26 protein-coding genes are annotated in these 25,035 nt (G+C 59.5%); 12 read left to right on the top strand and 14 right to left on the bottom strand.

All coding sequences use genetic code 11. From position 1 onward, the window contains the following. The first annotated feature begins 23 nt into the window (after positions 1-23). The 4 genes from ACR0C5_RS09700 to ACR0C5_RS09685 all read left to right on the top strand — a co-directional run bounded on the left by ACR0C5_RS09700 (position 24) and on the right by ACR0C5_RS09685 (position 3,242). The gene (locus ACR0C5_RS09700) at positions 24-350 is read left to right on the top strand and encodes an ExbD/TolR family protein (protein ID WP_480876198.1); all 327 of its coding nucleotides are present in this window, start codon (positions 24-26) and stop codon (positions 348-350) included. Further along, complete coding sequence (locus tag ACR0C5_RS09695; protein ID WP_170773010.1) at positions 347-724, top strand: ExbD/TolR family protein; 378 nt, start codon at positions 347-349, stop codon at positions 722-724. Before ACR0C5_RS09700 ends, ACR0C5_RS09695 begins: the two co-directional genes overlap by 4 nt. After that, positions 721-1,887 (top strand): energy transducer TonB family protein, encoded by a 1,167-nt coding sequence (locus ACR0C5_RS09690; RefSeq protein ID WP_480876196.1) that lies wholly within the window; start codon positions 721-723, stop codon positions 1,885-1,887. The genes ACR0C5_RS09695 and ACR0C5_RS09690 overlap by 4 nt, the downstream gene beginning before the upstream one ends. 341 nt (positions 1,888-2,228) lie before the next feature. Beyond that, positions 2,229-3,242 (top strand): porin, encoded by a 1,014-nt coding sequence (locus ACR0C5_RS09685; RefSeq protein ID WP_480876194.1) that lies wholly within the window; start codon positions 2,229-2,231, stop codon positions 3,240-3,242. Positions 3,243-3,294: 52 nt separating this feature from the next. Here the strand turns inward: ACR0C5_RS09685 and ACR0C5_RS09680 are convergent, their stop codons facing one another. Genes ACR0C5_RS09680 through ACR0C5_RS09660 form a run of 5 tightly spaced genes read right to left on the bottom strand, consistent with a single transcriptional unit; the run spans position 3,295 to position 7,501 of the window. Further along, on the bottom strand, positions 3,295-3,837 hold the full coding sequence (locus ACR0C5_RS09680; protein ID WP_170773003.1) for a DUF3833 domain-containing protein: 543 nt from the start codon (positions 3,835-3,837) through the stop codon (positions 3,295-3,297). Continuing rightward, entirely contained in the window at positions 3,834-4,451 is a 618-nt protein-coding gene (locus ACR0C5_RS09675) for a DUF3833 domain-containing protein (RefSeq protein WP_480876192.1), read from the bottom strand. The genes ACR0C5_RS09680 and ACR0C5_RS09675 overlap by 4 nt, the downstream gene beginning before the upstream one ends. Next, positions 4,448-5,671, bottom strand: a complete 1,224-nt coding sequence (locus ACR0C5_RS09670; RefSeq protein WP_480876190.1) for an MFS transporter — start codon at positions 5,669-5,671, stop codon at positions 4,448-4,450. The genes ACR0C5_RS09675 and ACR0C5_RS09670 overlap by 4 nt, the downstream gene beginning before the upstream one ends. After that, positions 5,671-6,147 carry a hypothetical protein gene (locus tag ACR0C5_RS09665; protein WP_480876188.1) on the bottom strand — a complete coding sequence of 159 codons (477 nt, stop codon included), beginning with the start codon at positions 6,145-6,147 and terminating at the stop codon, positions 5,671-5,673. The genes ACR0C5_RS09670 and ACR0C5_RS09665 overlap by 1 nt, the downstream gene beginning before the upstream one ends. A 19-nt stretch (positions 6,148-6,166) precedes the next feature. After that, a complete protein-coding gene (locus ACR0C5_RS09660) occupies positions 6,167-7,501 on the bottom strand; it encodes an NAD(P)/FAD-dependent oxidoreductase (protein WP_170772997.1) in 1,335 nt (444 codons plus the stop codon). Between the two features lie 189 nt (positions 7,502-7,690). Between ACR0C5_RS09660 and ACR0C5_RS09655 the strand changes: the two genes are divergently transcribed. Beyond that, a complete protein-coding gene (locus ACR0C5_RS09655; RefSeq protein WP_170772995.1) occupies positions 7,691-8,416 on the top strand; it encodes an SDR family NAD(P)-dependent oxidoreductase in 726 nt (241 codons plus the stop codon). 15 nt (positions 8,417-8,431) lie between these two features. Here ACR0C5_RS09655 and ACR0C5_RS09650 read toward each other — a convergent pair whose 3' ends face one another. Together ACR0C5_RS09650 and ACR0C5_RS09645 are read right to left on the bottom strand one after the other, a co-directional pair. Further along, positions 8,432-10,084, bottom strand: a complete 1,653-nt coding sequence (locus tag ACR0C5_RS09650) for a Y-family DNA polymerase (RefSeq protein ID WP_170785297.1) — start codon at positions 10,082-10,084, stop codon at positions 8,432-8,434. A 61-nt stretch (positions 10,085-10,145) separates the two neighbouring features. Continuing rightward, positions 10,146-10,433, bottom strand: coding sequence for an I78 family peptidase inhibitor (locus ACR0C5_RS09645; RefSeq protein ID WP_480876185.1), 288 nt, complete (start codon positions 10,431-10,433; stop codon positions 10,146-10,148). A 130-nt stretch (positions 10,434-10,563) separates the two neighbouring features. Here ACR0C5_RS09645 and ACR0C5_RS09640 point away from each other — a divergent pair, with 130 nt between their 5' ends. After that, the gene (locus ACR0C5_RS09640) at positions 10,564-11,676 is read left to right on the top strand and encodes an S-(hydroxymethyl)glutathione dehydrogenase/class III alcohol dehydrogenase (protein WP_480876183.1); all 1,113 of its coding nucleotides are present in this window, start codon (positions 10,564-10,566) and stop codon (positions 11,674-11,676) included. A 52-nt stretch (positions 11,677-11,728) separates the two neighbouring features. Here ACR0C5_RS09640 and ACR0C5_RS09635 read toward each other — a convergent pair whose 3' ends face one another. The 3 genes from ACR0C5_RS09635 to ACR0C5_RS09625 all read right to left on the bottom strand — a co-directional run bounded on the left by ACR0C5_RS09635 (position 11,729) and on the right by ACR0C5_RS09625 (position 16,182). Continuing rightward, positions 11,729-12,667 carry a DMT family transporter gene (locus ACR0C5_RS09635; RefSeq protein ID WP_170785291.1) on the bottom strand — a complete coding sequence of 313 codons (939 nt, stop codon included), beginning with the start codon at positions 12,665-12,667 and terminating at the stop codon, positions 11,729-11,731. A 134-nt stretch (positions 12,668-12,801) separates the two neighbouring features. Continuing rightward, complete coding sequence (locus ACR0C5_RS09630) at positions 12,802-13,215, bottom strand: group III truncated hemoglobin (RefSeq protein ID WP_170772985.1); 414 nt, start codon at positions 13,213-13,215, stop codon at positions 12,802-12,804. A 48-nt stretch (positions 13,216-13,263) separates the two neighbouring features. Continuing rightward, positions 13,264-16,182 (bottom strand): error-prone DNA polymerase, encoded by a 2,919-nt coding sequence (locus tag ACR0C5_RS09625; RefSeq protein ID WP_480876181.1) that lies wholly within the window; start codon positions 16,180-16,182, stop codon positions 13,264-13,266. Positions 16,183-16,292: 110 nt separating this feature from the next. Between ACR0C5_RS09625 and ACR0C5_RS09620 the strand changes: the two genes are divergently transcribed. Further along, complete coding sequence (locus ACR0C5_RS09620; RefSeq protein WP_480876179.1) at positions 16,293-16,757, top strand: DUF1203 domain-containing protein; 465 nt, start codon at positions 16,293-16,295, stop codon at positions 16,755-16,757. On the opposite strand, the gene ACR0C5_RS09615 is transcribed toward ACR0C5_RS09620, so the two are convergent. Further along, positions 16,754-17,746, bottom strand: a complete 993-nt coding sequence (locus ACR0C5_RS09615) for an ABC transporter ATP-binding protein (RefSeq protein WP_480876224.1) — start codon at positions 17,744-17,746, stop codon at positions 16,754-16,756. The two genes, ACR0C5_RS09620 and ACR0C5_RS09615, sit on opposite strands and share 4 nt — an antisense overlap. Positions 17,747-17,833: 87 nt before the next feature. On the opposite strand from ACR0C5_RS09615, the gene ACR0C5_RS09610 reads away from it, so the two are divergent. The 4 genes from ACR0C5_RS09610 to polA all read left to right on the top strand — a co-directional run bounded on the left by ACR0C5_RS09610 (position 17,834) and on the right by polA (position 22,235). Next, positions 17,834-18,007 carry a zinc-finger domain-containing protein gene (locus ACR0C5_RS09610; RefSeq protein WP_170772979.1) on the top strand — a complete coding sequence of 58 codons (174 nt, stop codon included), beginning with the start codon at positions 17,834-17,836 and terminating at the stop codon, positions 18,005-18,007. A gap of 90 nt (positions 18,008-18,097) precedes the next feature. Further along, a complete protein-coding gene (locus tag ACR0C5_RS09605; RefSeq protein ID WP_480503493.1) occupies positions 18,098-18,760 on the top strand; it encodes a YrbL family protein in 663 nt (220 codons plus the stop codon). A gap of 138 nt (positions 18,761-18,898) precedes the next feature. Then, entirely contained in the window at positions 18,899-19,369 is a 471-nt protein-coding gene (locus ACR0C5_RS09600) for a hypothetical protein (protein ID WP_170772976.1), read from the top strand. Between the two features lie 70 nt (positions 19,370-19,439). Then, a complete protein-coding gene (polA, locus tag ACR0C5_RS09595) occupies positions 19,440-22,235 on the top strand; it encodes a DNA polymerase I (RefSeq protein WP_480876177.1) in 2,796 nt (931 codons plus the stop codon). A 43-nt stretch (positions 22,236-22,278) separates the two neighbouring features. Here polA and ACR0C5_RS09590 read toward each other — a convergent pair whose 3' ends face one another. Next, on the bottom strand, positions 22,279-22,509 hold the full coding sequence (locus ACR0C5_RS09590; protein ID WP_170789490.1) for a DUF2798 domain-containing protein: 231 nt from the start codon (positions 22,507-22,509) through the stop codon (positions 22,279-22,281). A gap of 60 nt (positions 22,510-22,569) precedes the next feature. Next, the gene (locus ACR0C5_RS09585) at positions 22,570-23,325 is read right to left on the bottom strand and encodes a hydroxypyruvate isomerase family protein (RefSeq protein ID WP_480876175.1); all 756 of its coding nucleotides are present in this window, start codon (positions 23,323-23,325) and stop codon (positions 22,570-22,572) included. A gap of 178 nt (positions 23,326-23,503) precedes the next feature. Between ACR0C5_RS09585 and ACR0C5_RS09580 the strand changes: the two genes are divergently transcribed. Continuing rightward, positions 23,504-24,439 (top strand): DMT family transporter, encoded by a 936-nt coding sequence (locus tag ACR0C5_RS09580; RefSeq protein ID WP_480876173.1) that lies wholly within the window; start codon positions 23,504-23,506, stop codon positions 24,437-24,439. On the opposite strand, the gene ACR0C5_RS09575 is transcribed toward ACR0C5_RS09580, so the two are convergent. Then, on the bottom strand, positions 24,436-25,014 hold the full coding sequence (locus tag ACR0C5_RS09575) for a DUF1285 domain-containing protein (RefSeq protein ID WP_480876171.1): 579 nt from the start codon (positions 25,012-25,014) through the stop codon (positions 24,436-24,438). The genes ACR0C5_RS09580 and ACR0C5_RS09575 overlap by 4 nt on opposite strands. Positions 25,015-25,035 lie beyond the last annotated feature (21 nt).

Here is a 25,035-nt window from a genome sequence, read left to right as displayed (position 1 = left end):
CCTTTGTCCGGCGGCCCCTGTCGATGACCCCCCTCATCGACGTGATCTTTCTGTTGCTGCTGTTCTTCATGCTGACCTCGACCTTTTCGAAATTTGCCGAGGTCGAGCTGAGCAATGCGACCGGCGGCGGCCAGCCCTCGGACACACAGACCGAGCGGTTGTTCGTTCAGCTTGGCCCCGACCGTCTGACGCTGAACGGGGCCGAGGTCACGTTGGACCAACTGACCGAACAGATTGAGACCGGGCAGGTGCTGGTCAGCCTTGATCCCGATACCACTTCGCAACGTTTGGTCGATTTGCTGGTGCGTCTGCGCGGGCGCGAAGACCTCAGCGTGTTGGTGCTGGAATGATCCGCTCAGGTACTCCGCGTCGCAAGCGCGACTCCACGATTCCTTTGATCAATGTCGTGTTCCTGATGTTGATCTTCTTTCTGATCACGGGAACGATCGCTACGCCTCTGGACCCCGACCTAGAACTTGTGAACACCTCGGAACTGGAAGGGCGAGAGCCGCCGGATGCACTGGTGCTGCATAAGGACGGAACGCTCAGCTTTCGCGGCAACGCCATTCTGCCCGAGCTTTATATGGAAGGGCGCGAACCCGGTGCCGTCCGCATCGTACCGGACCGCGAGGCCCCCGGCGCGCGGCTTATTGAAATCACCGGCCAGCTTCGCCGCCTTGGGGCAAGTTCTGTCTTTGTCGTGACGGAAAAGGCGCTGCAATGATCCGGGGTTCGGTGGTCATCGCCGTCGTAGCCATTCTGGTGTCGTTGATCCTGCACCTGATGGGGTTGCTCTATACTGCGCCGCGACTGGCCGAAGACGGCAGCGAAGCGGCTGCGCAGAACTCAGTTGAGCTGGGCAGTAGTTTCGAAGACCTCGCCGAGGAGGCTGAAGAAGCCGTTGAGCCGGAACAGGCTGAAGCGCCGGAGCCCCCCACCGAGGAAGAGCCGGTCGAAGAAGAGATTCCCGAAACCCCCGAGGTTCCCATCAGCGAGGCGCTGGTCGCGTCGGACAACCCCGAAGAAAGTTTTGCCCCTGATCTGGGAGAGGCCGAAGTCGTGCAGCCCGAGGCCACTGAACCAGTCGAGCCAAACGTGGCTGAAAGTGTAGACGGGACCGATGGCGATCAGTCCGCCAGCGAAGAGGCCGACGAAACTCCGCCTGTTGAGGTGGCCGAACGTGCCGAAACGCCCGAGGGAGATCCGGATGCTGCGGCAGAATCGACTGAACCTCTGGAAGAGGCGCAGCCTGTCGAGCCGGCGCAGGAACAACTGGCTGCTTTGCCCCCGACTGAAGCTGCGCCGGTTCCCGAGGCGACGGCGATTCCGGTTGTTCCGTTGGAAAGTGAGGCGATTGAACCGGACTTGCCCGAAACGGCGCTGGAGCCGGTTGAAAACGACGCGCCGACCGAATTGGCTGTCACAACCTCGATCCGCCCGCAGCGCCCGGAACGGCAGCCTGTTCCTCAACGACGGGGTATCGCCAACGGCGCACGTGATTTCAGCAACCTGCGCTTCCCTGCACAAGAGATCGAGTCGCCTTTGACGGCCTATCGTCGCCGGGGCGTCGACGCGTTCACATCCGGCAATAGCGGTACGCGATCAGGCGGTCGCGGGCCGGGCAATGCGAATGAAACCAACTACGAAGGGCAGGTGCTGGTGCATCTGAACCGAGCACCGCTTGTCTTTGTGTCGGCCCGAGGGTTCGCGCAGGTGTTTTTCCAGATCAACCCCGACGGCACGCTGGAATTTGTCGAAGTGGTCGACAGCTCGGGCTCGCGCGAAGTGGACCGCGCTGCCCGCGAACAGGTACGCGCCGCTGAACCTTTCCCCCGACCGCCAGGAGGCGTAAGCCGCAAGCTGTCTTTCTTCTACACCAGCAATTGATGCCTTGCCCAATCGTCGAATCGGATTTCCGTCGCAAGGCAGGTCAAACATCCAAGGTGCCAGGTTGATTTTTCCAACATGGGTGACGCGATTGATTTGCAAGAAGTCAGGAAGATTTTTGTGGATCACAGCTGCGTTATCAGCCTGGAGAATGCGCAAAACCATCATAAATAGGGGACACCCGCTGCATCGCCAGAAGCAGATGGATGCATAGATGCAACAGAGCACGATATGCTGGTATTTGGACAAAAATTACATATTGCGTATTTTTTGTAAATCCACGAAAGGAGCGTCGGGCGCAGCTTTGCGGCCATCCTCCTCTCGAAATTTATGGATTTACCATGAAAAAACTCCTCATCGCATCGACTGCACTGATTGCGGCCACAGGTGCCGCCTCGGCGGAAATAAAGTTCAGCGGCTTCGCCCGCTTTGGTATCGGCTACGAAGAAGATCGCTCTGGCGACGTTACCAATTTCAACACCGCTGGTGGCGTCGTTACCTCGACGGACACTGCAAATGTTGACACTGACGACACGATCCTGATCTCGCGGTTCCGTCTGAACATCGACGGGATTGTCGAAACGGACAGCGGCGTTGAATTTCAGGCACGCGTCCGGTTGCAAGCCGACGAAGACAACGGCAATGGCGAAGCCACTGAGGCGGGCCTGAACGGCGCGCGTTTCTCAGTTCTCTACGGTGGGCTGCGTGTCGATGCCGGAAACGTGGCAGGTTCGTTTGACAACCTGGATGACTACTTCGGCAATGAACCGGGCCTGGAAGAATTCCTGGGTCAGTATGTTGGCGTCAACTACGAGTTCCTCGAATACAGTTCGACGGGTTCGGGCGCGAACGCGGTGTTCGCTCAGTACCAGCTTGGCGACCTGAGCTTTGGCGGTTCATATGATCAGGAAACTGTTGCTCTGAACGGGTCTGATGAAAGCACCGACCGCTGGGATATTTTTGCGTCATACTCGTTTGACGCCTTTACCGCTTCGGTCGCCTATGGTGAAAAAGATCTGGCGAATGGCGACGACGAAAGCCTTACTGTTCTGACACTTGGTGCAGAATTGGGTGACTTCTACGGTACTTTGTTCCTGGCGGACGATGACGTCGCGGACGATGCCGAGAATGGCACCGCATATGGTTTCTCGGTCTCGTATAACGTTGGAGCCGCGACAACGCTGTTGGTCGCTTATGGTGACGGCAACGCGGATGATGACGAGCGCAACATCGGTGTTGGCGCAATCTACGATCTGGGCAACGGCGCATCGCTGCGCGGCGGTATCGGCGAGATCAAAGAAGGCGACGAAGATGGCTTTATCCGTGCCGATTTTGGTGCGCGCTTCAACTTCTAAGTCGACCTAGGCAATTCTGATTTTGGGGCGGGCCCTTGCGCCTGCCCTTTTTCTATTTCTTTTCGAAGAACAGTACGACTTCGCCCAGGCGCACACCATAGCGCGAGACATAGGCGCGGTTCAGCAACCGGTCATCGGTCAGCAACCACATCCAGTCATCGAAATTCACCCGCATGGTGCCGTCCTTGATCGGCAGATCGATCTTGTATTTCCAATTGAACGTATCGCCGCGTTCAATCCCGCTAGCCGTACCCAGCACACCCGGAGCCGTGCCCGTCCAAGTATCCTCGCCGGTTTTGGTCAGGGTCCAGATGCGCTGCTCGGTCGCGCCGTCATCATAGACGAAATCTTCGACCAGAGTCAGGGTTGTGCCGTCCCATGTTCCGTCGATATCCACCGTGAACCGGCGTGGGACATTGCCCAGAACATCCTGAAATTGGCCATAGGCGACGGTTTTACCCTCAAAGAACTCTTCCAGGTTCAGCTGTCGGTCTGACAGGAACGACTTGGGCACGCGCGGTTTGGCCGAGCATGACGCCAGCGCAGCGACGCCAGCGATGGCAAGTAAGGTGATCAGAAACCGGCGCAGGGTCATTGCAGGGGCCTTGCTTCGCTGTCTGAGTCATACCCGTTGGCCCCGTTCAGATGCGCGGCTTTGACCTCAGGCGCGGGGCGCATTGTGGCGACGAGTTCGGCGACTTTGATGCCAAATTTGCGCATTTCCGAGCGATTCATTATCACGCCGCTTTCGGTCAGGTACATCCAATCTGTAACGTCCAGTGTATGCCCGCCCGAGTCCTCGGGCAGGATAATCCGATAGGTCAGTTTGACGGTCGAACCCGAAATCGTGCCTTGCCCTTCGCCTACGATATCGTCGGCTGTGGCCGTGAATGTGTTGCCGGCACCCAGTGTTAGATACCATTTACGTGTCATCTGTTTGCCGTTGGAATAGGTAAAGTACTCGGTCAGCGTCCCGGTGTTGCCGTCCCATTCCCCAATCATGCGGGCGACGAAGCTGTTGGTCATCTTGCCGTTGGGGCCATAGATCAGACCTTCGGACAGGATCTCTCCGTTCAGGTTCTCTTTCATTTTGAATGCAGGGCCGGTTCCAGCGTAATCGGCGGGGGATTGCGATCGGAAGCTCAGAAATCGACCCTTTGTGACGAACAGAGCCAAGACGGCTAAAAGCAGAACAACAAGCAGTTTCATTTGGCAGAGACCTCTGTAGGCAGCGTCAGAACCAGTCCAAACGCGCCGAGTTTCAGGATGCAGGGAAGAACGGCATAGGCGAGGGTGAGCGTTTTCAGCGCCTCGGTCGTGTTCGCCTGACCAGGAGTGAACCCGCTGCGTTCCAGCAACGGCAAGGTGAAAAAAGCAGCCAGCGCAAGCCCCAGCTTGCCGGCAAACGACCAGATGCCGAAGGCGGTTGAAGCATTCAGCCCTGCGCGCGTCAGCACAACCGAGAACATGGCGGGCAGCACCACCATATCGGCACCCAACGCCGCGCCCGAAGCTATGCAGATCGCAGCGAAACCAGTTAGGTTTCCAGCCGACAGCATGGCCGCCCCAATAAAGCCCGCGATAGACAGGGGCATGGCTATGATCAGAGTCTGTTTCGGGCCAATTCGCTTGCTCAGCCGTGCCCAAAGCGGAACGCTGACGCCTGCGCTGAGGAAAAACAGGATCAGCAGTGGGCCCGCTTTGCCCGGCAGTTGCAGCTTGTCTTCAACAAAGAACAGAAACAGGGTCGAGGTGATGGCCACAGGAAGGCTGTTCACCAGCGCCAGAACCAAAAGACGCAACGCACCAGCTTGTCCAAGCCCCGCCAGAGATATCCCTTGTCCGGTGATCGGCGCGCGCCGCCAGATTGGAATGGTCATCGCAAGGGCGAGAAGGGCCAGCACCCCCAGAAACAGCCCAAAAGCGGGATAGCCTTGCGCCCCGGCGCCAAGCGCTACGAACACAGCCGGGGCGATGGCTGCCAGAATGACGCCCGTCAGTTGCCCGCCCTCGCGCCACGCAGCCAGGGTCATCAATTCCTGGGCGTCGGCTCGCTTGGCAAGCGTAGCGCTGCGCCCATAGAGGAGAATCGTGCCTAGGCTGTAGGCAGAGAATAGAAGGATTAACACAGACACTAATGCAGGGATACTTGCCTCTTCGGGTAGGCCGAAGAGCAAGGGAAACCCGATGGCCAATCCAAGCGCGGCAGCAGCGGCGAATGCAAGCTGCGCCCCCGGCCAGCGGTCGATGGCCCATCCGATCAGCGGATCCTGCACCAGATCAATCAGGCGGATCAGCAATAGAACCGTCCCGATCACCCCCAACCCTATACCCAGATTGACGGCAGCAAAGCGCGGCAGGTGGATGTAAAGCGGGATGCCCGCCGCTGCGAGCATCAGCGCATAGAGGCTGACCCTCGGATACAGCATTACTGACCTTTGAGCTTTTGCGTGAAAGCGGCCGAGCGGCTTTTCTCGCCCAGAAAGACGGACATGAAGCTGCGCTTGATGCCCGGATGGCGCATGGTGCAGGTTTTTGCGCCGTTCAGCCAGAAGGACACCTCATTTGGCCCATCCGAAACTGCCAGATACCGATCGCCCTTTTTTACGGCCTTGAAGCAGACCTCAAGCTGATCACGCACAGGGGCGGGACGCCCGATGCGGTCCATCTCGTCCAGGGTCGAGTTGATCAGCACCTTTTTCGACACGTTACGACGGTATTGCAGTTCCAGCGCGAAGTCCTTGTTCCAGTCGAACGCCCCGCCGCCCGGCGTAAAAAGTCGTCCGTTGTAAAGCGGCAGCCCAAGATAGCGATAGGTCGCAGTGCCGCGCAGTTGCGGATCGTCTAGATCATTCAGTCCGGTAGCGGCCTGCAGGCCGCCCGGCACCAGCAGGGCCAAGGACAAGAGTGTCGCCCGACAGAAGTCAGACGCTTGCCGAGGCCACGATGGCTGCGTTTTGTGCATCAGTCTCATTGTCAGCTCCGAATGTGTGTTGGGTGCCATTCAAGCGCTCGACCACATGCATCGCGCTGGCAATCCCATCTTCGTGAAAGCCGTGCCTGTTATAGGCGCCGGCAAACCAAGTTCGGTTCTGTCCCTGCATCGCGCGGATTTGCCCTTGTGCCTTAAGGGCCGCTTTGTCGAAGACCGGGTGCGCAAATTCCACCTGATCATAGATTTTATCCGCGGGAATTTCCGATGAAGCGTTCAGCGACACGAACATCGGATCGCTGTCCGGAATGTTCTGCAGACGGTTCATCCAATAGGTTACGCCTACGTTTCCGGCTTGCGACCGATAGGTCCAACTGGACCAGCAGGCACGGCGACGGGGCATCTGGCGTTCGTCGCAATGCAGGATCGCTGTGTTCGGTTGATACCGGATTGCACCAAGTGCGGCGCGTTCGCCTTCGGTCGCGCTGTCACCCAGAATGGCCAGCGATTGATCGGAGTGGGTGGCCAGGATGATCTCGTCAAACTGGTCCGCATGCCCTTGGCTGTGGACCGTAACACCCACATCGTCGCGTTTCACATGATCAACTGGCGCGGCCAATCGGATATCACATCCGCGCGCACGCAGCGCAGCGTCGATGCGACGCACATATTCGATGCTGCCACCTTTGACGGTATACCACTGATGTTGCTTGGCGCGGCCACTGGCCAGCAGTGCATGGTTTCGGAAGAACTGCACCAATGAGCGGGCGGGGAACTGATCCACGAACTCAACCGGAGTCGACCAGATCGCGCCGCACATGGGCATCAGGTAATTGTGGCGGAACCAATGGCCAAGGCGCAGCTGATCCACCAGCTCTCCGATCGTGGTGTCGTCGTCTTGTGCGGCCTCGGGGGCCTCTTTGCCGAACCGCAGAATGTCGGCGATCATCTTGTAATATGCGGGGCGCGCAAGATTGCGTTTCTGCGCGGTCAGGGTGCGCAGATTGTTCAGCCCGTATTCGATGCGGCCATTGTCGATGGTGGCACCAAAGCTCATTTCCGACTTGATAACCGGCACGTTCAGTTCATCAAACAAGGCGGTCAGATAAGGATAGGTCACGTAGTTGAATACGATGAAACCCGTATCGACCGGCTGATCGCCGTTCTTTCCCGCCATAACCGTGCGCGCGTGACCGCCCAGCCGGGATTCGGCCTCAAACACGGTTACGTCATTGTTTTCTGACAGGTAGTAAGCTGCGGAGAGACCCGAGATGCCTGCGCCTATTACTGCGATTTTTTTCCGGCCGCTCCGGGTTTCGTCGAACATTCAAGCCTCGTTCTGTAACGTATTACAATAAGATACGCAGAATAGGCTTGGGTGGATCAATCGGGTTAGAAGAATTTCGAAAATGCACTAGGTTGTGACATCGGGTTACAAGGTGCGTTATCTGTCCCGCCTGTGATCCGGCACCCCTCGGCGGTCGTAAAACAGAAAAGCATATGAAACGGTCCCGGAATGAGCAGCTTTGACGGAAAGACATATTGGATCATCGGCGCCAGTGAAGGGCTGGGGCGGGCTCTGGCCGAGACCCTCAGCCGCCAGGGCGCGCATCTGATCCTGTCGGCCCGCAACGCAGAGCGTCTGGCCGAGATTTGCGATACCCTGCCCAACGCCCGTGCGATTGCGATGGATGTTACTGATTTAGAGTCTGTTTGTGCGGCAGCGGCCGAGGCCGGCTCAGTCGATGGGCTGGTCTATAACGCTGGTGCCTATGATCCCATGCGGAGTGGTGACTGGAATACGGAAAGCGCGCTGAGGATGGTCGATGTGAACTATCTTGGGGCCATGCGGGTGCTGGGGGAAACCGTGCCGGGGTTCGTCCAGACAGGGCGCGGGGATATCACCCTGATCGGGTCTTTGGCTGGTTATCACGGTCTGCCAGCGGCGATTGGGTATGCGTCCAGCAAGGCGGCGCTGGTGTCGCTGGCCGAGACGATGCGACATGATTTGGCCGGATCGGGTGTAACCGTACGGATCGTCAATCCGGGGTTCATCAAGACCCGGCTGACCGAGAAGAACAGTTTCAAAATGCCCATGCTGATGACGCCCGAGGACGCGGCGGATCGCGTGGCCAAAGCCATGGCGCGTCGCCGGTTCCGCACCGATTTCCCTGCGCCGTTTTCCTGGGTGATCCGGCTGATTGATTACCTGCCGGATTGGCTGGTGTATCGCGGTAAGTAGACTCTAATCAGGGGTTTATCCAAACTGACCATGGCAAAACCAGCCCGCCGACATGGTGCCGCCGTGGCCGTAAAACAGCCACAGCCGCTCGCCCTGTTCGGTCACAACCACCCAGTAATCGCGCACGCCGCTGCGCCAGTTAGGGTCATCCAGCCACCATTCCGGTGCGATCCGTTCCGGCCCGGTGGCTTGTGTCAGTTGCCAGTTTCGCCCGCGCCAGCGAAATGTGTCTGGCACGTCTGGGGTATCTGGAGCGGCTACTGGCTCGGGTTGCCACATCTGCAAGGGACGCGGACGCGGTGGTGCAGGCCAGTCTTGCGCGGGTTCGGACCACGCAGCAGCTAGCACCTGTGCGGTTTTCTCGGGGATATGCGAGGCCGCCGGGTGCCGCCTTGTGATCGCCTCCAGCCCGACCCGCGCACCTAGTTTTCCGATCAGGTCTTCGACAGCGGTGTTACCGTCCAATCGGTTGCGGGCGACGCGGCGCGCCTCGGCATGACCGGCCATGGTGCGGGCGTGGATGGGTTCCGTCTGCACCGCCTCAAGTCGCAGCATGTCGATGCCATAGCCTGCATCGATTTGGTCGATTTTCATCTCTAACAAAGGGCGAATGCGGTGTTTATCATAGGTTGGACGGGCCAGCCCGACCTCGATGATCTCAGCCGCCTGATCGGCGCGATGGGCTTCCAGCCGCAGAGTCCGCACCCCGCGCGCTTTCTCCTCTAGCTTGGTGCAGAGCGTCGGTAGAACGCGGTCGATGGCGGCCATGACGTCTTCGGTCAGACCGATCGGGTTGGGTAGGGTCATCCGCACCGCAAAGTGATGCGGCGGTCGGGCGGGCGAGACCGGCTCGGGCGCGCTGCCCATCGCCTGATCCAGCCGTAGCACCAGTCCCCGCCCAAATCGCCGCGCCAGCGACGCGCGCGGCTGCCCCAGTAGGTCGCCGATCCTGCGCAGGCCCAGACGGTTCAGCTGTGCGACCACCTGATCCTCAAGCCGCAGCGCTGCAATGGGAAGCGAGCTGAGCGCGCCATAGGATTGCCCCGGCGCTGTGATCCGCGCGCCACTGCCCACAGCCACCATTTGCGGTGCGGCCCCGCCCTTGGTCCAGTGCCGCCGCTTGGTGGCGCGGGCGCGGGTGGCGCGGGCCTCTTGGCTGATGGCGTCGCCATTGCGGTCGGAGGTGGCCTCTTGCCCCGCGTAGCGTGCCAGCGCCCAGGCCGCACCCAGCGTGTCGGCGATGCCCATCTGCACGCTGAGCCCCATATCGGCGCAGTCGGTTTCGATCACGTTCAACAACGCTTCTTCCCCGCCGAACAGATGCGCGCAGCCTGACAGGTCCACGATCAATCCGTCTGGCGCTTCTTCAGCCACCCATGGGCTGAATTTGCCCACCCACCGTCGCAGGGCGGTCAGAAACGCAGCCTCGGCCGGGGCGTTGCGGGGGCGTGTCACCAGATTGGCGCACATGGCATGAGCGTCGCGCACTGGTTGGCCCACGCGCAGACCAGCGGTCTGCGCATCCGCGTTCAGGGATGTGATCACCTGCATGTTCGACTGCTCAGTCACCACAGCCAAAGGCCCATCTTGCAGCCCCCGCGCAGCGCGGATCAGCCGTTCAGCCCCCAGACGGGGAAACCAGAGCGAGAGTATTCGGCGTTTTGGCATTGGCAGACATCAAAATGTTCCCATTTTGTTCTTATCGTAGAATCGCCCGCCGAGTCCACGCTTACCCGCAGGTCAGGCGTTGGATGATCCCGGTCCCATCTACAAAAACATTCAGCCGGTCGATGCGGTAATCCTGCGTGGCCAGATCACCGGGCCCCAGAACGCGGGACCGTTCGGGCAACTGGGCCTGAATGGTCGAAACCGGTTGACCGACAGAGCCTGCAACAGCTTCGCCCTGACAAAAGGCCAGATCGACCGGGGCGGGTTCGGGCGACAGGGGCGCATCCTCGGGCGCGGGGGGCTGGGCACAGGCGGTCAGCAGGGCCAGCGTGGGAATAAAACGGTGCATTGGCGTTCCTCTTTCCGGCAATGTCGTTTCTGCAATATCAGATGTTTAGCAAAGCTGGCATCAAAGCGCAGTTGAAAACGCCCGGCAATTGACGCAGGGTCGAGGCAAAAGTGACAGGGAGACACCGAATATGCGCACCCGTGCCGCCGTCGCCGTTCAGGCAGGCAAACCTTTGGAAGTGATGGATGTGAACCTCGAAGGCCCCAAGGCGGGTGAGGTTCTGGTCGAGATCAAGGCCACCGGCATTTGCCACACCGATGAATTCACCCTGTCGGGCGCGGATCCCGAGGGGCTGTTCCCCGCGATTCTGGGCCATGAAGGCGCAGGCATCGTGGTCGAGGTCGGCCCCGGTGTGACCAGCCTGAAACCGGGCGACCACGTGATCCCGCTCTACACCCCGGAATGCCGGGAGTGCGAATACTGTCTGCACCCCAAGACCAATCTGTGCCAGGCGATCCGTGAAACGCAGGGGCAGGGCCTGATGCCGGATGGGACCTCGCGCTTTTCGACTTTGGATGGTGATCCAATCCTGCACTACATGGGCTGCTCGACTTTCTCGAACCACACGGTTCTGCCGGAAATCGCGCTGGCCAAGGTGCGTGAGGATGCGCCCTTCGACAAGATCTGTTATATCGGATGCGGTGTGACCACAGGGATCGGCGCTGTGATCAACACTGCCAAGGTGGAAATCGGCAGCCGCGCCATCGTGTTCGGTCTGGGCGGTATCGGGTTGAACGTCATTCAGGGCCTGCGTCTGGCCGGGGCCGAACAAATCGTTGGCGTTGACCTGAACCCCGCCAAGGTCGAGATGGCGACCAAGTTTGGCATGACCGATTTCGTGAACCCGACCGAAGTTGAAGGCGACCTGGTGCCTTATCTGGTCAACCTGACCAAAGGTGGCGCGGATTACACCTTTGACGCCACTGGCAATGTAGGCGTGATGCGTGCCGCATTGGAATCGGCGCATAAGGGCTGGGGTGAATCGATCATCATCGGCGTGGCGCCTGCGGGAGCCGAAATCTCGACCCGTCCGTTCCAGCTGGTCACGGGCCGCTCGTGGCGCGGTACGGCCTTTGGCGGTGCGCGGGGCCGGACCGATGTGCCGAAAATTGTCGACTGGTACATGGAAGGCAAGATCGAGATCGACCCGATGATCACCCACACCATGGGTCTGGACGACATTAACCACGGTTTCGACCTGATGCATAAGGGCGAAAGCATCCGCTCGGTCGTGGTTTACTAGGGCCCTCAATCTGCGATTTTGAGGACGGCGCGCTGTGAATGGCGCGCCGTTTTTATTTGCCGGGACGGCTTGCGCCGGTGTCAGAGCGTGGCGAGCGGACCCGCAGAACCGGGGTATTGACCGACGAGGTGTTCGCCCGGCTTTCGCGCCAGACCACATAGACGCCTGAGGCGATGATGATGCTGGCCCCAACGGCGACCCAGCCATCGGGCCGCTCGTTGAAAAAGACCATGCCGAACAATGTGGCCCAGATGATCTGACTGTATTGGCTGGGGGCGACGACCCCAGCGGGCGCAGCTCGATAGGCAAGGATGATCAAGTGTTGTGCGACGACCGAGAACACGCCCACCAGCGCCATCATCGCCAGATGCAGCAGCGAGGGAGGTTGGTAAACGGCGGGTTGCATCAAGCTCATGACCACAATGGCCAGCAGCATCGGATATAGGATCAGCACGGCCGAGCGTTCCTCATTCCCGATCTTGCGCACCAAAACAGACCCTAACGCGCTGGAAAACGCTGCAGTCAGGGCCGCGAGGTGGCCCAGAGTGATGTCCGTTGCACCGGGGCGCAGGACGATCAGAACTCCGATCAGGCCACAGCCGACGGCGGCCCAACGCTGTGCGCGCACGACTTCCCCCAGGATTGGGATCGACAGGACAGTGACGAACAGAGGGAAGGCGAATAGCAGCGAATAGACCTCGGCCAGCGGCAGCGCCGAGAAAGCGTAGAAGGCGCAGACCATGGACGTCACCATCAGGGCCGAGCGCAGCAGGACCAGCCACGGATGATGTGGTCGGAAATTGCCCGTGGTCCGGTCGGTCAGGATCGTCACCGCCATCGGCACAAAGGAAAACAGCGTTGCGAAAAAGATGATCTGCATCACCGAATAGGTGCTACCCAGCACTTTGATCAGCACATCATGACTGGCAAAAACCGCAAAGCCCGCAAACGCATAGCCAAGCCCCCGAAGGGTGGTGTTCTGAGTGCTCATGAGGCGGCCTCGGGTGATGTGTCGGTGTAGGGGCGCAGCGTAATGGGGCTGTCGTACCCCTGAGTAAACCCATTTGGCCGACCCGCATAGCCCTTATTTTACCGCTAACATGGCAAAGCTGCCATGCCCTGGGATCAACGCAGGATGGGAGGTGCGTCTTTGGGTTGGCGTGCAGATTGCACACCGGCCTTCATTCCCACGCCGATTCTTCGGGCCAGCGCGACCCATGGTGTGGAGGTTTCCGGGGGTAAGGTCTGGGTGGCGACCTCTTCGAACAAATCCAGCCAATGTGCGAACATGTCGGGCTGCACGTCGGGCCGCTCGATATGGACCCGCTGCGGATTGCCGTCATAGCTACGCTCATACAGGATGGCGTTGCTCCAGAAGGCGGCGATCTTGTCCTCATGTGCTGGCCAATCGTGGACATGTGCGTTGAAGACCGGCCCCAGCACCGCATCCTCGCGTACGCGGGCGTAAAAGGCACGGACCTGCGCGTTGATTTGGTCCGGGGTCGCGGGGAAGCGCGGCGGCAGGGTGGGGCGGGTCATATTTGGTCCGTTTTCGACTCTGTTCCGGGCGGATACCCGGTTCAGACGTCACGCAACAGGTGTGGTTTTGTCGCGCGGCTCTGGCGTCAGTAGATGCCGTATCAGAGCCACCGGATGCGCCTTGAGGCTGAGGCGGGTGGCCACGTAATCCTCGACCACCTGCTCGCCCAACGTCATCTGCGGCAGATAGGCTGCAGGCTCGTCCAGCGCCTCGCCTTCCAGATCCTGCGAGAACAGGGGCAGGGGCTTGGCGGTGGCAATCGCTTTGGCCTGCCACAACGCCTCGCGCCTTGTCAGATCGCAGGCGGAGAAGGCATCGGCCTCAGCTAGCCGCTCGATCACCGAGGGACCAAGCCCGGCGCGTCGCCAGACGTCATCCACCTGATGGTAGCCATTGCCCCGCGCGGCGGTCAGCCAGCTGGCATCTTCCTCGCTCAGGCCTTTGATCTGACGGAACCCCAGCCGCAGGGCCAACCCGCCGTGACCGTCGGGTTCCATCACATTGTCCCAGAAACTGGCATTGATACAGACCGGGCGCACCTGAACACCATGTTCGCGCGCATCGCGCACGATCTGGGCGGGGGCATAGAAGCCCATCGGCTGCGAATTCAGCAGCGCGCAGGCGAAAATCCCCGGATGGTGGCATTTGATCCAGGCTGAGGCATAAACCAGTAGCGCAAAGCTGGCCGCGTGACTTTCGGGAAAACCGTAAGAGCCGAAGCCTTCGATCTGCGAAAAACAGCGCTCGGCAAAATCCTGTTCATAGCCGTTCCGCTCCATCCCGCGCAGAAACAGGGCCCGGAATTCGCTGACATTACCATGTTTCTTGAACGTCGCCAGCGAGCGCCGTAGCCGGTCCGCCTGTTCCGGGGTGAACCCCGCGCCCACGATGGCAATCTGCATGGCTTGCTCCTGAAACAGCGGCACGCCCAGCGTTTTGCCCAACACTTCACCCAACGCATCCGAGGGGAAGTTGACCTCCTCTTCTCCGTTCCGGCGGCGGATATAGGGGTGGACCATGTCGCCCTGAATGGGGCCGGGGCGGATGATTGCGACCTCGATCACCAGATCATAGAAATTGCGCGGTCGCATGCGGGGCAGAAAGTTCATCTGAGCCCGCGATTCCACCTGAAACACGCCGACGCTGTCCGCCTTGCACAGCATGTCATACACCGCCGGATCCTCGGGCGGCAGGGTGGCGAGGGTATAGCTGGTCTGGTAGTGCTGGGTGACCAGGTCGAACGCCTTGCGGATGCACGTCAGCATGCCAAGGCTGAGAACATCGACCTTCAGAATACCCAAGCTGTCGATATCGTCCTTGTCCCAGCAGATGACCGTACGGTCCTCCATCGTGGCGTTTTCGATGGGGACGATTTCATCCAGCCGGCCCTCGGTGATGATGAACCCGCCGACGTGTTGCGAGAGGTGGCGGGGGAAGCCGTCGATCTCATAAACCAATGTTAGAGTCTGTTTTAAGCGACGATCTTCAGGATCAAGGCCGATTTCGCGCATCCGTTCCGCCTCGAGCCCCTTGGCCGAGAAGAACCCCCATAGCTGTGAAGACAGAGCCGAGATCGTGTCTTCGGTCAGGCCCATCGCCCGGCCCACTTCGCGGATGGCGCGCTTGCCGCGATAGTGGATCACGGTTGCGCAGAGGCCCGCGCGGTGGCGGCCATAGCGGTCATAGATGTGCTGGATCACCTCTTCGCGGCGTTCATGTTCGAAATCGACATCGATATCGGGCGGCTCGTCCCGCGCCTCGGACACAAAGCGCTCAAAGACCATCGTGCCCAGTTCTGGACTGACCTCGGTGATGCCAAGGCAGTAGCAGACCACCGAATTGGCCGCCGAGCCGCGCCCCTGACACAGAATATCGCGGGATCGGGCGAAGGTGACGATGTCACGGACGGTCAGGAAATAGGGTTCATATTTCAGCTTGCCGATCAGGGTCAGTTCATGCGCCAGCATTTTCTTGGCCTTCTCGGACGCGCCCGCCGGATAACGCCAGTTCAACCCCTCATGGGCCAGACGGTGCAGGCGCTGGGTCGGGGTTTCCTGGTCGCTGCCTTCGTTGGGGTATTCATAGCGTAGCTCATCCAGCGAGAATTGTAGCTGCTCGCTGACCATATGGGCGCGGGTGACAGCGCCTTCATGGCCTTTGAAAATGCGCAGCATCTCGGTTTCCGAGCGCAGGCGCTGCTCTCCATTGGCCAGAGCGTCGCGGCCCAGATCGTCGACCTTGCGGCGCAGTCGGATGGCGGTCAGTACATCGGCCAGTTTGCGACGGGTACCATGGTGCATTATCGGCGCAGCGCTGGCGAGGGTGGGGAGGTTGAGTTGTTGTGATTCAGTCTCTAATACAGAGAAATACTCACTGTCTGCGCCATCATATCTGGGGTGCATCACCAGATGCATCCGCCCGGAAAAGCGGCGCGTCAGCTTTTGCGCCTGTGTCCGCCAAGCACTCGCGCCGCCCTGCGGCCGGGTCGCTTGTGGCCAGAGCAGCAGGTGCAGACCGTCGGAGAATTCCATCAGGTCGGACAGGTGCAGGATACAGTCACCTTTCTCGGCCCGTAGACGACCCGCCGACAGGATACGGCACAGGTTGCCCCAGCCCTGCCGGTTGAGAGGCAGGGCGGTGACGGTGGGCGCGTCGGTGAAGATCAGCCGTGCCGCAGGGATCAGGCGTGGCACCGCGTGGATTGGGTAGGAGGGCGGTTTGGGAATGTGATCGGGGCAGGGCGGGCCGATGGGCGTGTTCTGCCCTTCCCATTCGATACGTTCGCGCACCTTTCGGGCAATCTCGCGCGCCTGGGTATGGGCACGCACGATCCCGGCGACCGAGTTGTCATCGGCAATCGCGATGGCGGGCAGACCAAGTGTGACGGCACGCTGCATGTATTCCTCGGGGTGCGAGGCCCCGGTGAGAAAGGTGAAATTCGACGTGATCGACAGCTCGGCATACATGGCGATTCCACATTATATTCACCTTTTGTTCTTTTTCGAGTCCTTTGCGCAGGAAACGGGTCGATTGCAGTTTCCCCTCTGGGCAGGGTGGCAGAAAAAGGAGACCCGAGATGTTCAAGATCACTGCCCTTCCCACCCCCCAAGTCCGCGCGCTTCAGGCCGGAGGGCCGGACGCATATGGCGCCTCACCCGAGCACGCCGTTTCCAAAGGTGCGGGCAATCCCTGCCGACATTGCCTACAAAACATACCAGAAGGCCAAGAAATGCTGATATTGGCGCATCGCCCTTTTCCAAAGGCACAACCTTACGCGGAAACGGGTCCGATCTTTCTATGTGCCAGCCCGTGTAAGCGATATGAGGGCACGGAGCTGCCCGAGATTTTGACCACCTCTCCGGACTATCTGATCAAGGGGTATGGATTGGATGACCGGATCGTCTATGGCACCGGGGTGATCGCCCCGACAGATCAGATTGGTGCGGCGGTAAAGGACATCTTTGCCCGTGCGGACATCGCCTATGTCCACGTGCGATCCGCCCGAAACAACTGCTATCAGGCGCGAATCGACCGGTCTTAAAGCTTGACCCGGTGCATCCCCCGGCGCGGCTGATCCAGATCATCCGCTGGGCCATCATCGGCACAGGATGAGGTCAGGGCGAGGAACACATCCTCGAGATCGGCCTCTTCGGTGCGCACGTCGCGGATGCGGATGCCTGCGGCGCGCACGGCCTCCAGCACCTGTTCAGCGCTGGTCTGGGAGCTGCGATATTGCAGGACAAGGCTGCCATCATCGCGCAAAGCGGCTTCGACACCATCGGTTGTGGGCAGATCCACCACGGGGCTGTCGGGAAGGATCACCATCGTCCGGCTGTCCATCCGACCCAGCAGGTTGGCGGTGCTGTCCTGCGCAATCTTTTCGCCGTGGTTGATGATGGCGATCTCGTCACACATCTCTTGCGCTTCTTCCAGATAATGCGTGGTCAGGATGATCGTCATGCCCTGTTCGTTCAGCTTGCGTACATTGGTCCAGAGCATCTGGCGCAGTTCGATATCCACGCCTGCCGTGGGTTCATCCAGAACCAGAATCTTGGGGTGGTGCACCAGTGCCTTGGCCAGCAAAAGCCGTCGTCGCATGCCGCCCGATAGCGTGCGGGCATAGGCCTCGGCCTTGTCGCTGAGGCCGACAAGTTCGAGAATTTCATCGCTGCGGCGCTGCGACTTGGGTACGCCATAGAGCCCGGCCTGCACCTCCAATGCGCCGCGCGGGGTGAAGAACGGGTCCAAGTTCAGCTCTTGCGGCATCACGCCAATGGCAGCGCGGGACTGACGGGGGTGTTGGTCCTGGTCAAACCCCCAGATCGACACTGAACCCGCCGATTTCACCACCAGACCGGCCAGAATGTTGATCAGAGTCGATTTCCCGGCCCCGTTCGGCCCCAACAGCCCAAAGACCGAGCCGCGCGGGACGGTCAGATCGATGCCCTTCAGCGCGTGCTTTTCAGGCTGGCCCTTACCGCCACGATAGGTCTTGCGCAGCCCTTCGATCCTGATTGCCGCATCGCTCATGTGGCTCTTGCCCCCGGTTTGCTCATCGCTCATAAACGCACCTAAACCATGCCCGCGAGGCCGACAACCGAAGAAGGATCGCCAGCCGTGACCATCGAAGCGCCGGAAACCAAGATCGTCGAAACCTCTCGTGTTGCCTGCGACGGCGGCGAGGGTGCGCTGGGCCATCCGCGGGTCTGGCTGCAGATCCCCGAGGATACCGGCTGGGTTGAGTGCCCCTATTGCGATTGCAAATATGTGCTGGCGGATCAGGATCAGTAGGCCCGTCACAAAACTGTTACGCGTCCTATTTCCGCCCGAGTGAAGACTCTATATCCTGACGAAATAGCTTTATGATTCCAGGGCGCGAAGATGCTCTTTTCCGTGCAGGTCATGCACCTTTCAGACCGGGATATTGTGGCCAAGGGCGGCCACCGGAACGTTTATGCCTGCCCCAACCAGCCAGAGTTGCTGGTCAAAGTGACGCGTCCCAGAATCCGCCGCAACAGATCCATCATGAAACGCGCTGTGCGTCGTCTGCTGCCCGATTCAGCATTCCGAAACGCCTTGAAAGAGCTGGAGTGCGAGATGAAGGCGGCGCTGAAAAGTGGTCTGGACATTTCCAGACTGCCACTGGCGCGGTCCTTTGGTGTCGTGCAGACAGATGTCGGGCCCGGCGTCGTGGTCGAGAGGATCAGCACCGAAGATGGCGCATTAGCGCAGAACTTGCTGTCGATGTGCGCGCGGCAGGAAATGACGGCTGAGACATTGGATGATCTGAACATCTTTGTCCGAAAGCTTTTTGAGTTCCAAATTGTGGGTCGGGACATCCATGGGAAAAACATCGTCTATGGATTGCGTGACGACATACGTATGTTCTTTCTGATCGATGGGTACGGGGAACGAAACCTTGTGCCGTTACGCTCGTTAAGTCGCAGGCTGAATGATCGGTCATTGAACAAGCAGATGCAGCACATTGCGCAGCAATCCGGGATGAACTGGGACAAGACGAACCGCGCCTTCAGTATCGCGTGATTTATCCTGAGCGGGTGTCTTGTGCATCTATGTTTTTTTAAACACAGATCGGCTTCAACTGCTCCAATAGTCATTTTTTCCCAAAATGCGCCCGTATTTGCGTGATACGCTGTGCCGCATTCGTCTTAGGTGAGTATGATGACTGAGATTACTCAAACGGACAGCGCAAGCCCGGTTTTTGGCTGGGTCGGATTCTGTTTCGCTGCTTTGGCGTTGTTCGCCGCCTTGTTTGTGTTTTGGGCGGGACCGTTTGCGCCTCAGCAATCTACAGGCGTCACGCTTGGCGAACTGGCGGCCGAGATCGGGAAATCGACCCTGCGTGCCGCCACGGGGGCAGAGCAACCCGAGCCTGTAGCCCGAACCCGCGATCTGGATGATTTTTTGCAAATCGGTGTGGCGATGCTTGGCGGGCTGGCGATTGTTGTTTCGGTCATTGGCCTTCTGCGTCACGAAAGGCGTCGCCCGGCCATCGCCGGAATGGTTATCGGTGTTGGCGCCATTCTGTTTCAGTTTTTCGCCTTTGCGTTTTTTGCGTTCCTCGGTGTGCTGGTCATAATGGCTCTGGTGCATAGTTTTTCGGACTTTTTCAGCGGCCTCTTTGGGGGTTAGGGCACGTTCCTGACTGGTCACCCGTCTGCCCCTGTGGCAGAACGATCCCTGACCGACAGGGAGAGCGCGCATGAGCAATTTCGGAAAAGGGTGTCATCTGCATCTGATCGACGGATCAGCCTTTATTTTTCGGGCCTATCACGCGCTGCCCCCGCTGACGCGCAAATCCGATGGGCTGCCCATCGGCGCTGTATCGGGCTTCTGCAACATGCTGCAGAAATATGTCGAAGGGAACGCGGGACCGGATGCGCCGACCCACGTGGCGGTGATCTTTGACAAAGGCTCGCACACTTTCCGCAATGACCTCTATGACCTCTACAAGGCCAACCGCGAGGCCATGCCTGAAGACCTGCGTCCGCAGATGCCTCTGACACGCGAGGCGACCCGCGCCTTCAACATCGCCTGCAAGGAGTTGGAAGGCTATGAAGCCGACGATATCATCGCCACGCTGGCCGTCCAGGCGCGTGAGGCAGGCGGGCGCGTGACCATTGTCAGCTCGGACAAAGACCTGATGCAGCTGGTGGGCGGCGGCGTCGAAATGCTGGACGCGATGAAGAACAAGCGTATCGACCGCGACGGCGTGGTTGAGAAGTTCGGCGTGGGGCCTGAACGGGTGGTGGATGTGCAGGCGCTTGCGGGGGATTCTGTAGATAACGTGCCCGGTGCGCCGGGGATTGGGGTGAAAACGGCGGCCCTGTTGATCAATGAATACGGTGATCTGGAAACCCTGCTGGACCGCGCGGAAGAGATCAAACAGCCCAAACGCCGCCAGACCCTGATCGAAAAGCGCGACCAGATTGAGCTGTCGAAAAAACTGGTGCAGTTGGACGAAAACACCCCGCTGGATTTCACGCTGGATGATCTTGAGGTTCAGGACCCCGACGCTGAGACCTTGCTGGGGTTCCTGGCGGATATGGAGTTCCGCACCCTCACCAAGCGAATTGCCGACAAGCTGGGGGCCGAGGCCCCGGTGATTGCTGATGCACCTGCGCCCGAAGTTGTGACCGAGGCTGAGGATATCTCTTTCGACGCCTCGAAATACGAATGCGTGCGCGATGCAACCGCGCTGCAGGCGTGGATCAACCGCGCTTATCAGACCGGCTGGGTGGCCGTCGATACCGAGACCACCGGATTGAACGAAATGATCGCCGATCTGGTGGGTATTTCGCTAAGTGTTGAGGCGGGTTCGGCCTGTTACATCCCGCTGACTCACCGCGATGGGGCATCGGATGACTTGTTCGGCTCAGACGCGCTGGCCGAGGGGCAGATGCAGCTGGATGAGGCTCTAACTTTGCTCAAACCGATGCTTCAGGACGCCTCGATCCTGAAAATCGGCCAGAACATGAAATACGACGCCAAGATTTTCGCGCGCTATGGCGTGGACGTGGCGCCAATCGACGACACGATGCTGATGTCTTACGCCATGCATGGCGGCGAACACGGGCATGGGATGGATACGCTGTCCGAGCGTTACCTGAACCACACGCCCATTCCGATCAAACCGCTGCTGGGGTCCGGCAAATCCGCAATCACTTTCGACAAGGTGCCGATTGACGAGGCCACTGCCTATGCCGCTGAGGATGCGGATATCACGCTGCGCCTTTGGAAACTGTTCAAGCCGCAACTGCATCAGGTGCAGGTGACGACGGTGTATGAGACACTCGAACGCCCTCTGGTGCCGGTCCTCAAGGAAATGGAGATGCACGGTATCAAGGTGGACCGCGATGTCCTGAGCCGCATGTCCAACGCCTTCGCGCAAAAAATGGCCGGGTTAGAGGCTGAAATTCACGAATTGGCCGGTGAGAATTTCAATGTGGGATCGCCCGCGCAACTGGGTGAGATTCTGTTCGACAAGATGGGACTTGAGGGCGGTAAGAAGGGTAAGACCGGGAAGTATTCGACCGGGGCGGACATTCTGGAAGACCTCGCCACCGAACACGAACTGCCCCGCCGGGTGTTGGACTGGCGGCAGCTTTCCAAGCTGAAATCGACCTATACGGACGCGCTGCAAACCCATATCAACCCGGATTCAGGCCGGGTGCATACGTCTTACTCGATCACGGGGGCGAATACCGGGCGTCTGGCCTCGACCGATCCGAACCTGCAGAACATCCCGGTGCGCACCGAAGAAGGGCGTCGCATTCGTGAGGCGTTTATTGCCGAGCCGGGCAATGTGATGGTTAGCCTCGACTATAGCCAGATTGAATTGCGGATTTTGGCTCATATCGCTGACATTTCGACCCTGAAACAGGCGTTTTCCGATGGGTTGGACATTCACGCCATGACCGCCTCCGAGATGTTTGACGTGCCGCTGGATGAGATGACACCTGAAATCCGCCGCCAGGCTAAGGCGATCAATTTTGGTGTGATTTACGGGATTTCGGGCTTTGGTCTGGCGCGCAATCTGCGCATTCCTCGGTCCGAGGCGCAGGGGTTCATTGACCGCTATTTCGAACGCTTTCCGGGTATACGGACATATATGGACGACACCATCGCTTTTGCGAAAGAGAACGGATACGTGCAGACGCTGTTCGGCCGCAAAATCCATACGCCTGAGATCAATGCCAAGGGGCCGCATGCCGGGTTCTCGCGTCGGGCGGCGATCAACGCGCCGATTCAGGGCACGGCAGCAGATGTAATCCGGCGCGCGATGGTGCGGATGCCGGATGCGATCAACGGGCTGCCTGCCAAGATGCTATTGCAGGTGCATGACGAATTGCTGTTCGAAGTGGCTGAGGATGCAGTGGATCAGGTGATTCGTGTGGCGCGCGATGTGATGGAGGGAGCATCGGACCCCGCGGTGAAGCTGGACGTGAAGCTAAGCGTGGATGCAGGGCAAGGCGCGAATTGGGCCGAGGCGCACTAAGAAGCGCTGCTCATCAGGCCCGGCGGGCCCTCTTCGCAGCGGGTCAATCCTGCGTCTTGACCAGACGGTTCACCAACTGTTGTACGGTGGGTCCCAGGATAAAGATGACCGTAAAGGCGATGGGCCAGCAAAACCCCCAAGCAGACATCCAATCGCCGAATGTGGTGGGCCCAAATCCTATGGCCTTGACAGTGGCAATGCCTGTGACGATGCAGGACATCAGCCCCGACATGATCAGACAGAACACAATGCGCGAAAAGCGGGCAGGGATCATCACAGTTCCTTCAAGTCATTGTGGTGATGTCTGCGCGATTTTTTTTGAAAAGGCCAGATATCAGAACTCTGCCCAGTCCAGACTGTTGAAAGTTTGCGCTGTTGAGGGGGTATATTCGGCACTGACCCAGCCGGAATAGCCCATTTCGTCAAAGGCCTCGAAAAGCGCAGCAAAGTCTGTTGGCCCGCGTCCGGGCTCGGACCGGTCTGGGGCGGCACCGATCTGAGCATGGGTGACAATGTGGTGAAAGCGGTGCCAGACGTCCAGCGCGTCACCGTGGATCATATGAGCGTGGAAGCTGTCATATTGCAGGCCGATATTGGGGCGGTCCACCAAGGCCAGAACTTCGGCAGCCAGATAATAATCGTTCAGGAAGTAGTTGGGTTGTGAGACAGGGTTCAGCGGCTCGATCGTAAAGTGCTGTTTGGGGGCGAAATCGGCGGCCCATTTCAGGTTCTCAACCATGGTTTTTAGTGCATCTGGTCCCGCGCAATACCCCGACATGATATGGATCAGCCCTGGTTTCAAAACATCGGCGTAGCGCATGACGCGGCGGATATCGGACTGAAACCGCGCTTCGCCACCTGGGACCGCAGCATAGCCTGGCTCGCCACCGGTGTAGTTGGGCGGAGGGGCGTTGATCAGCACCAGGTCTAGCCCGTTGGCCAGCAGGGCGCGGCGGGTTTCCTTGGCAGCCAGCTCATAGGGAAACAGGATCTCGACTGCCTGAAACCCGGCCTCCGCCGCGGCCTGAAACCGGTCGAGATAGGGCAGCTCGGTAAAGAGCAGCGAGATGTTGGCGGCGAATTTCGGCATAAGAGGTCCCACGTGATGCTGGCCGGACCTTAGCCTTGGGGCGATTTCAACGAAAGAGACTGAAAACGACAGTTTGTCGAAAACCGGCCAGAACCATCGGCTCGAATCAGCCAGCCTTCAGCCATCACGGTGGATCATTTTCGGCCACCGTTCCAACAGAAGGTCTGACACCATGGCGATGAGCCCTGACCCCGTGCGCGGGAACACTCTTTCTGTGTCTGCGGGGCGCCGCTCGGCTGTATCCGGCAATGGCCTGGCAGTGGCGTCCATGCTGACATGGGCAGCCGGGTTTCCTGCGGCCGAGGTTTTGCTGCAAACTTGGCCTCCGATTACGTTGCTGGTGGCGCGGTTGGCGTTGGCAGTGCTGGTGATGGTGCCGGTCTGGGTGTTGGTGGATGGGCCCGCGCGGGTGTTGCGCGCGCGTTGGGGGCACGCGATGTTTGTCGGCGCTGCGCTGGGGTCGGGGATGTTCCTGATCATTCTGGCGCAAAAGCTGACTGACCCGGTGACGGTTGCGATTATTGCGTCCGGCGCGCCCTTGTTTGCAACTCTGCTGGAACTGGCGACAGGTACGCGGCGCTTGCGGTGGAATTTTGCGCTGGGCGTGGTCGTGTCGATCATCGGCGGGCTGATTGCAACCAGCGCGCTGGCCCCGGCGCAATTAGGTTTGGGTGCGGCCTGCGCCATTGCGTCCACGGCCCTGTTTTGCTGGGCCAGTATGGCGACGGCGCGGGATTTCCCGGCGCTTAGCCAGACAGGGCGCAGTACGATCACTTTTGTCGGCGGGCTGGTAACGGCCTCGGTTCTGTTTTTCTGCGCCGCGCAAATGGGTGTCAGCGTTGTACCGACAGCGCCGGTCGATATGCAACAGATGGGTATGCTTGTGATGTATGCGCTGATCTCAATGGGGCTGAGTCAGGTCTTTTTCATCGCATCCGTTGGCAAAATCGGCGTGGCGCTGGCCGCGTTCCACATCAACATTGCGCCGTTTTACGTGATGTTGATCATGCTGGTTCTGGGTGAGGACTGGAACTGGACCCGCGCGCTGGGCGCGGGGATCGTGGCAATCGCCGTGCTGTTGGCGCAGGACCGTCGCGTGGCGCGTCGGGTCTAATCCGGCAACTCCTCGGACCGGATCAGGGGAAAAAACTGCCCACCCGACCAGACGCCGAACCACCCGTCGCTATGTTCGGCGATATCGACCAACCGGTAGAAGCTTTTGCGGTCGATCCGCGCCTCAAGATTTGCGCGGATCAGGATGTAGGGCGCGGGTTCCTCGGATTCGGGGTCGATGACAATGCGGATTGGATGGTCGGGCCCTGCGACGGCTTCATCCCCCACATGGGTGGTGAAACATAGCGTCTGCGCCGTGCCCTTGCCCGTCGCATCGAAATCGACCGCCACGAAAGGCGCGTCCTTGACAGTGATTCCCACCTTCTCGACCGGGGTAACGAGGTAATATTTCCCGTCTTCCTTCTTAAGAATTGAGGAAAAAAGCTTCACAAGCTCGAACCGGTTGATCGGCGACCCTAGATAAGTCCAAGAGCCATCTTTGGCGATATGGATGTCCAGATCGCCACAAAACGGAGGATTCCACAGATGAACCGGGGGTAGGCCCTTGGTTTTGGCGGCATTGACTGATGCCGCAATGCCATCAGGGGAAGGTGTCACAGGTTTTTGTCCGCTCATTACTTTTGCCATTTCCTTTTC

Source organism: Ruegeria sp. N8 (assembly GCF_056531325.1).
This window is presented reverse-complemented; position numbering and strand designations above follow the sequence as displayed.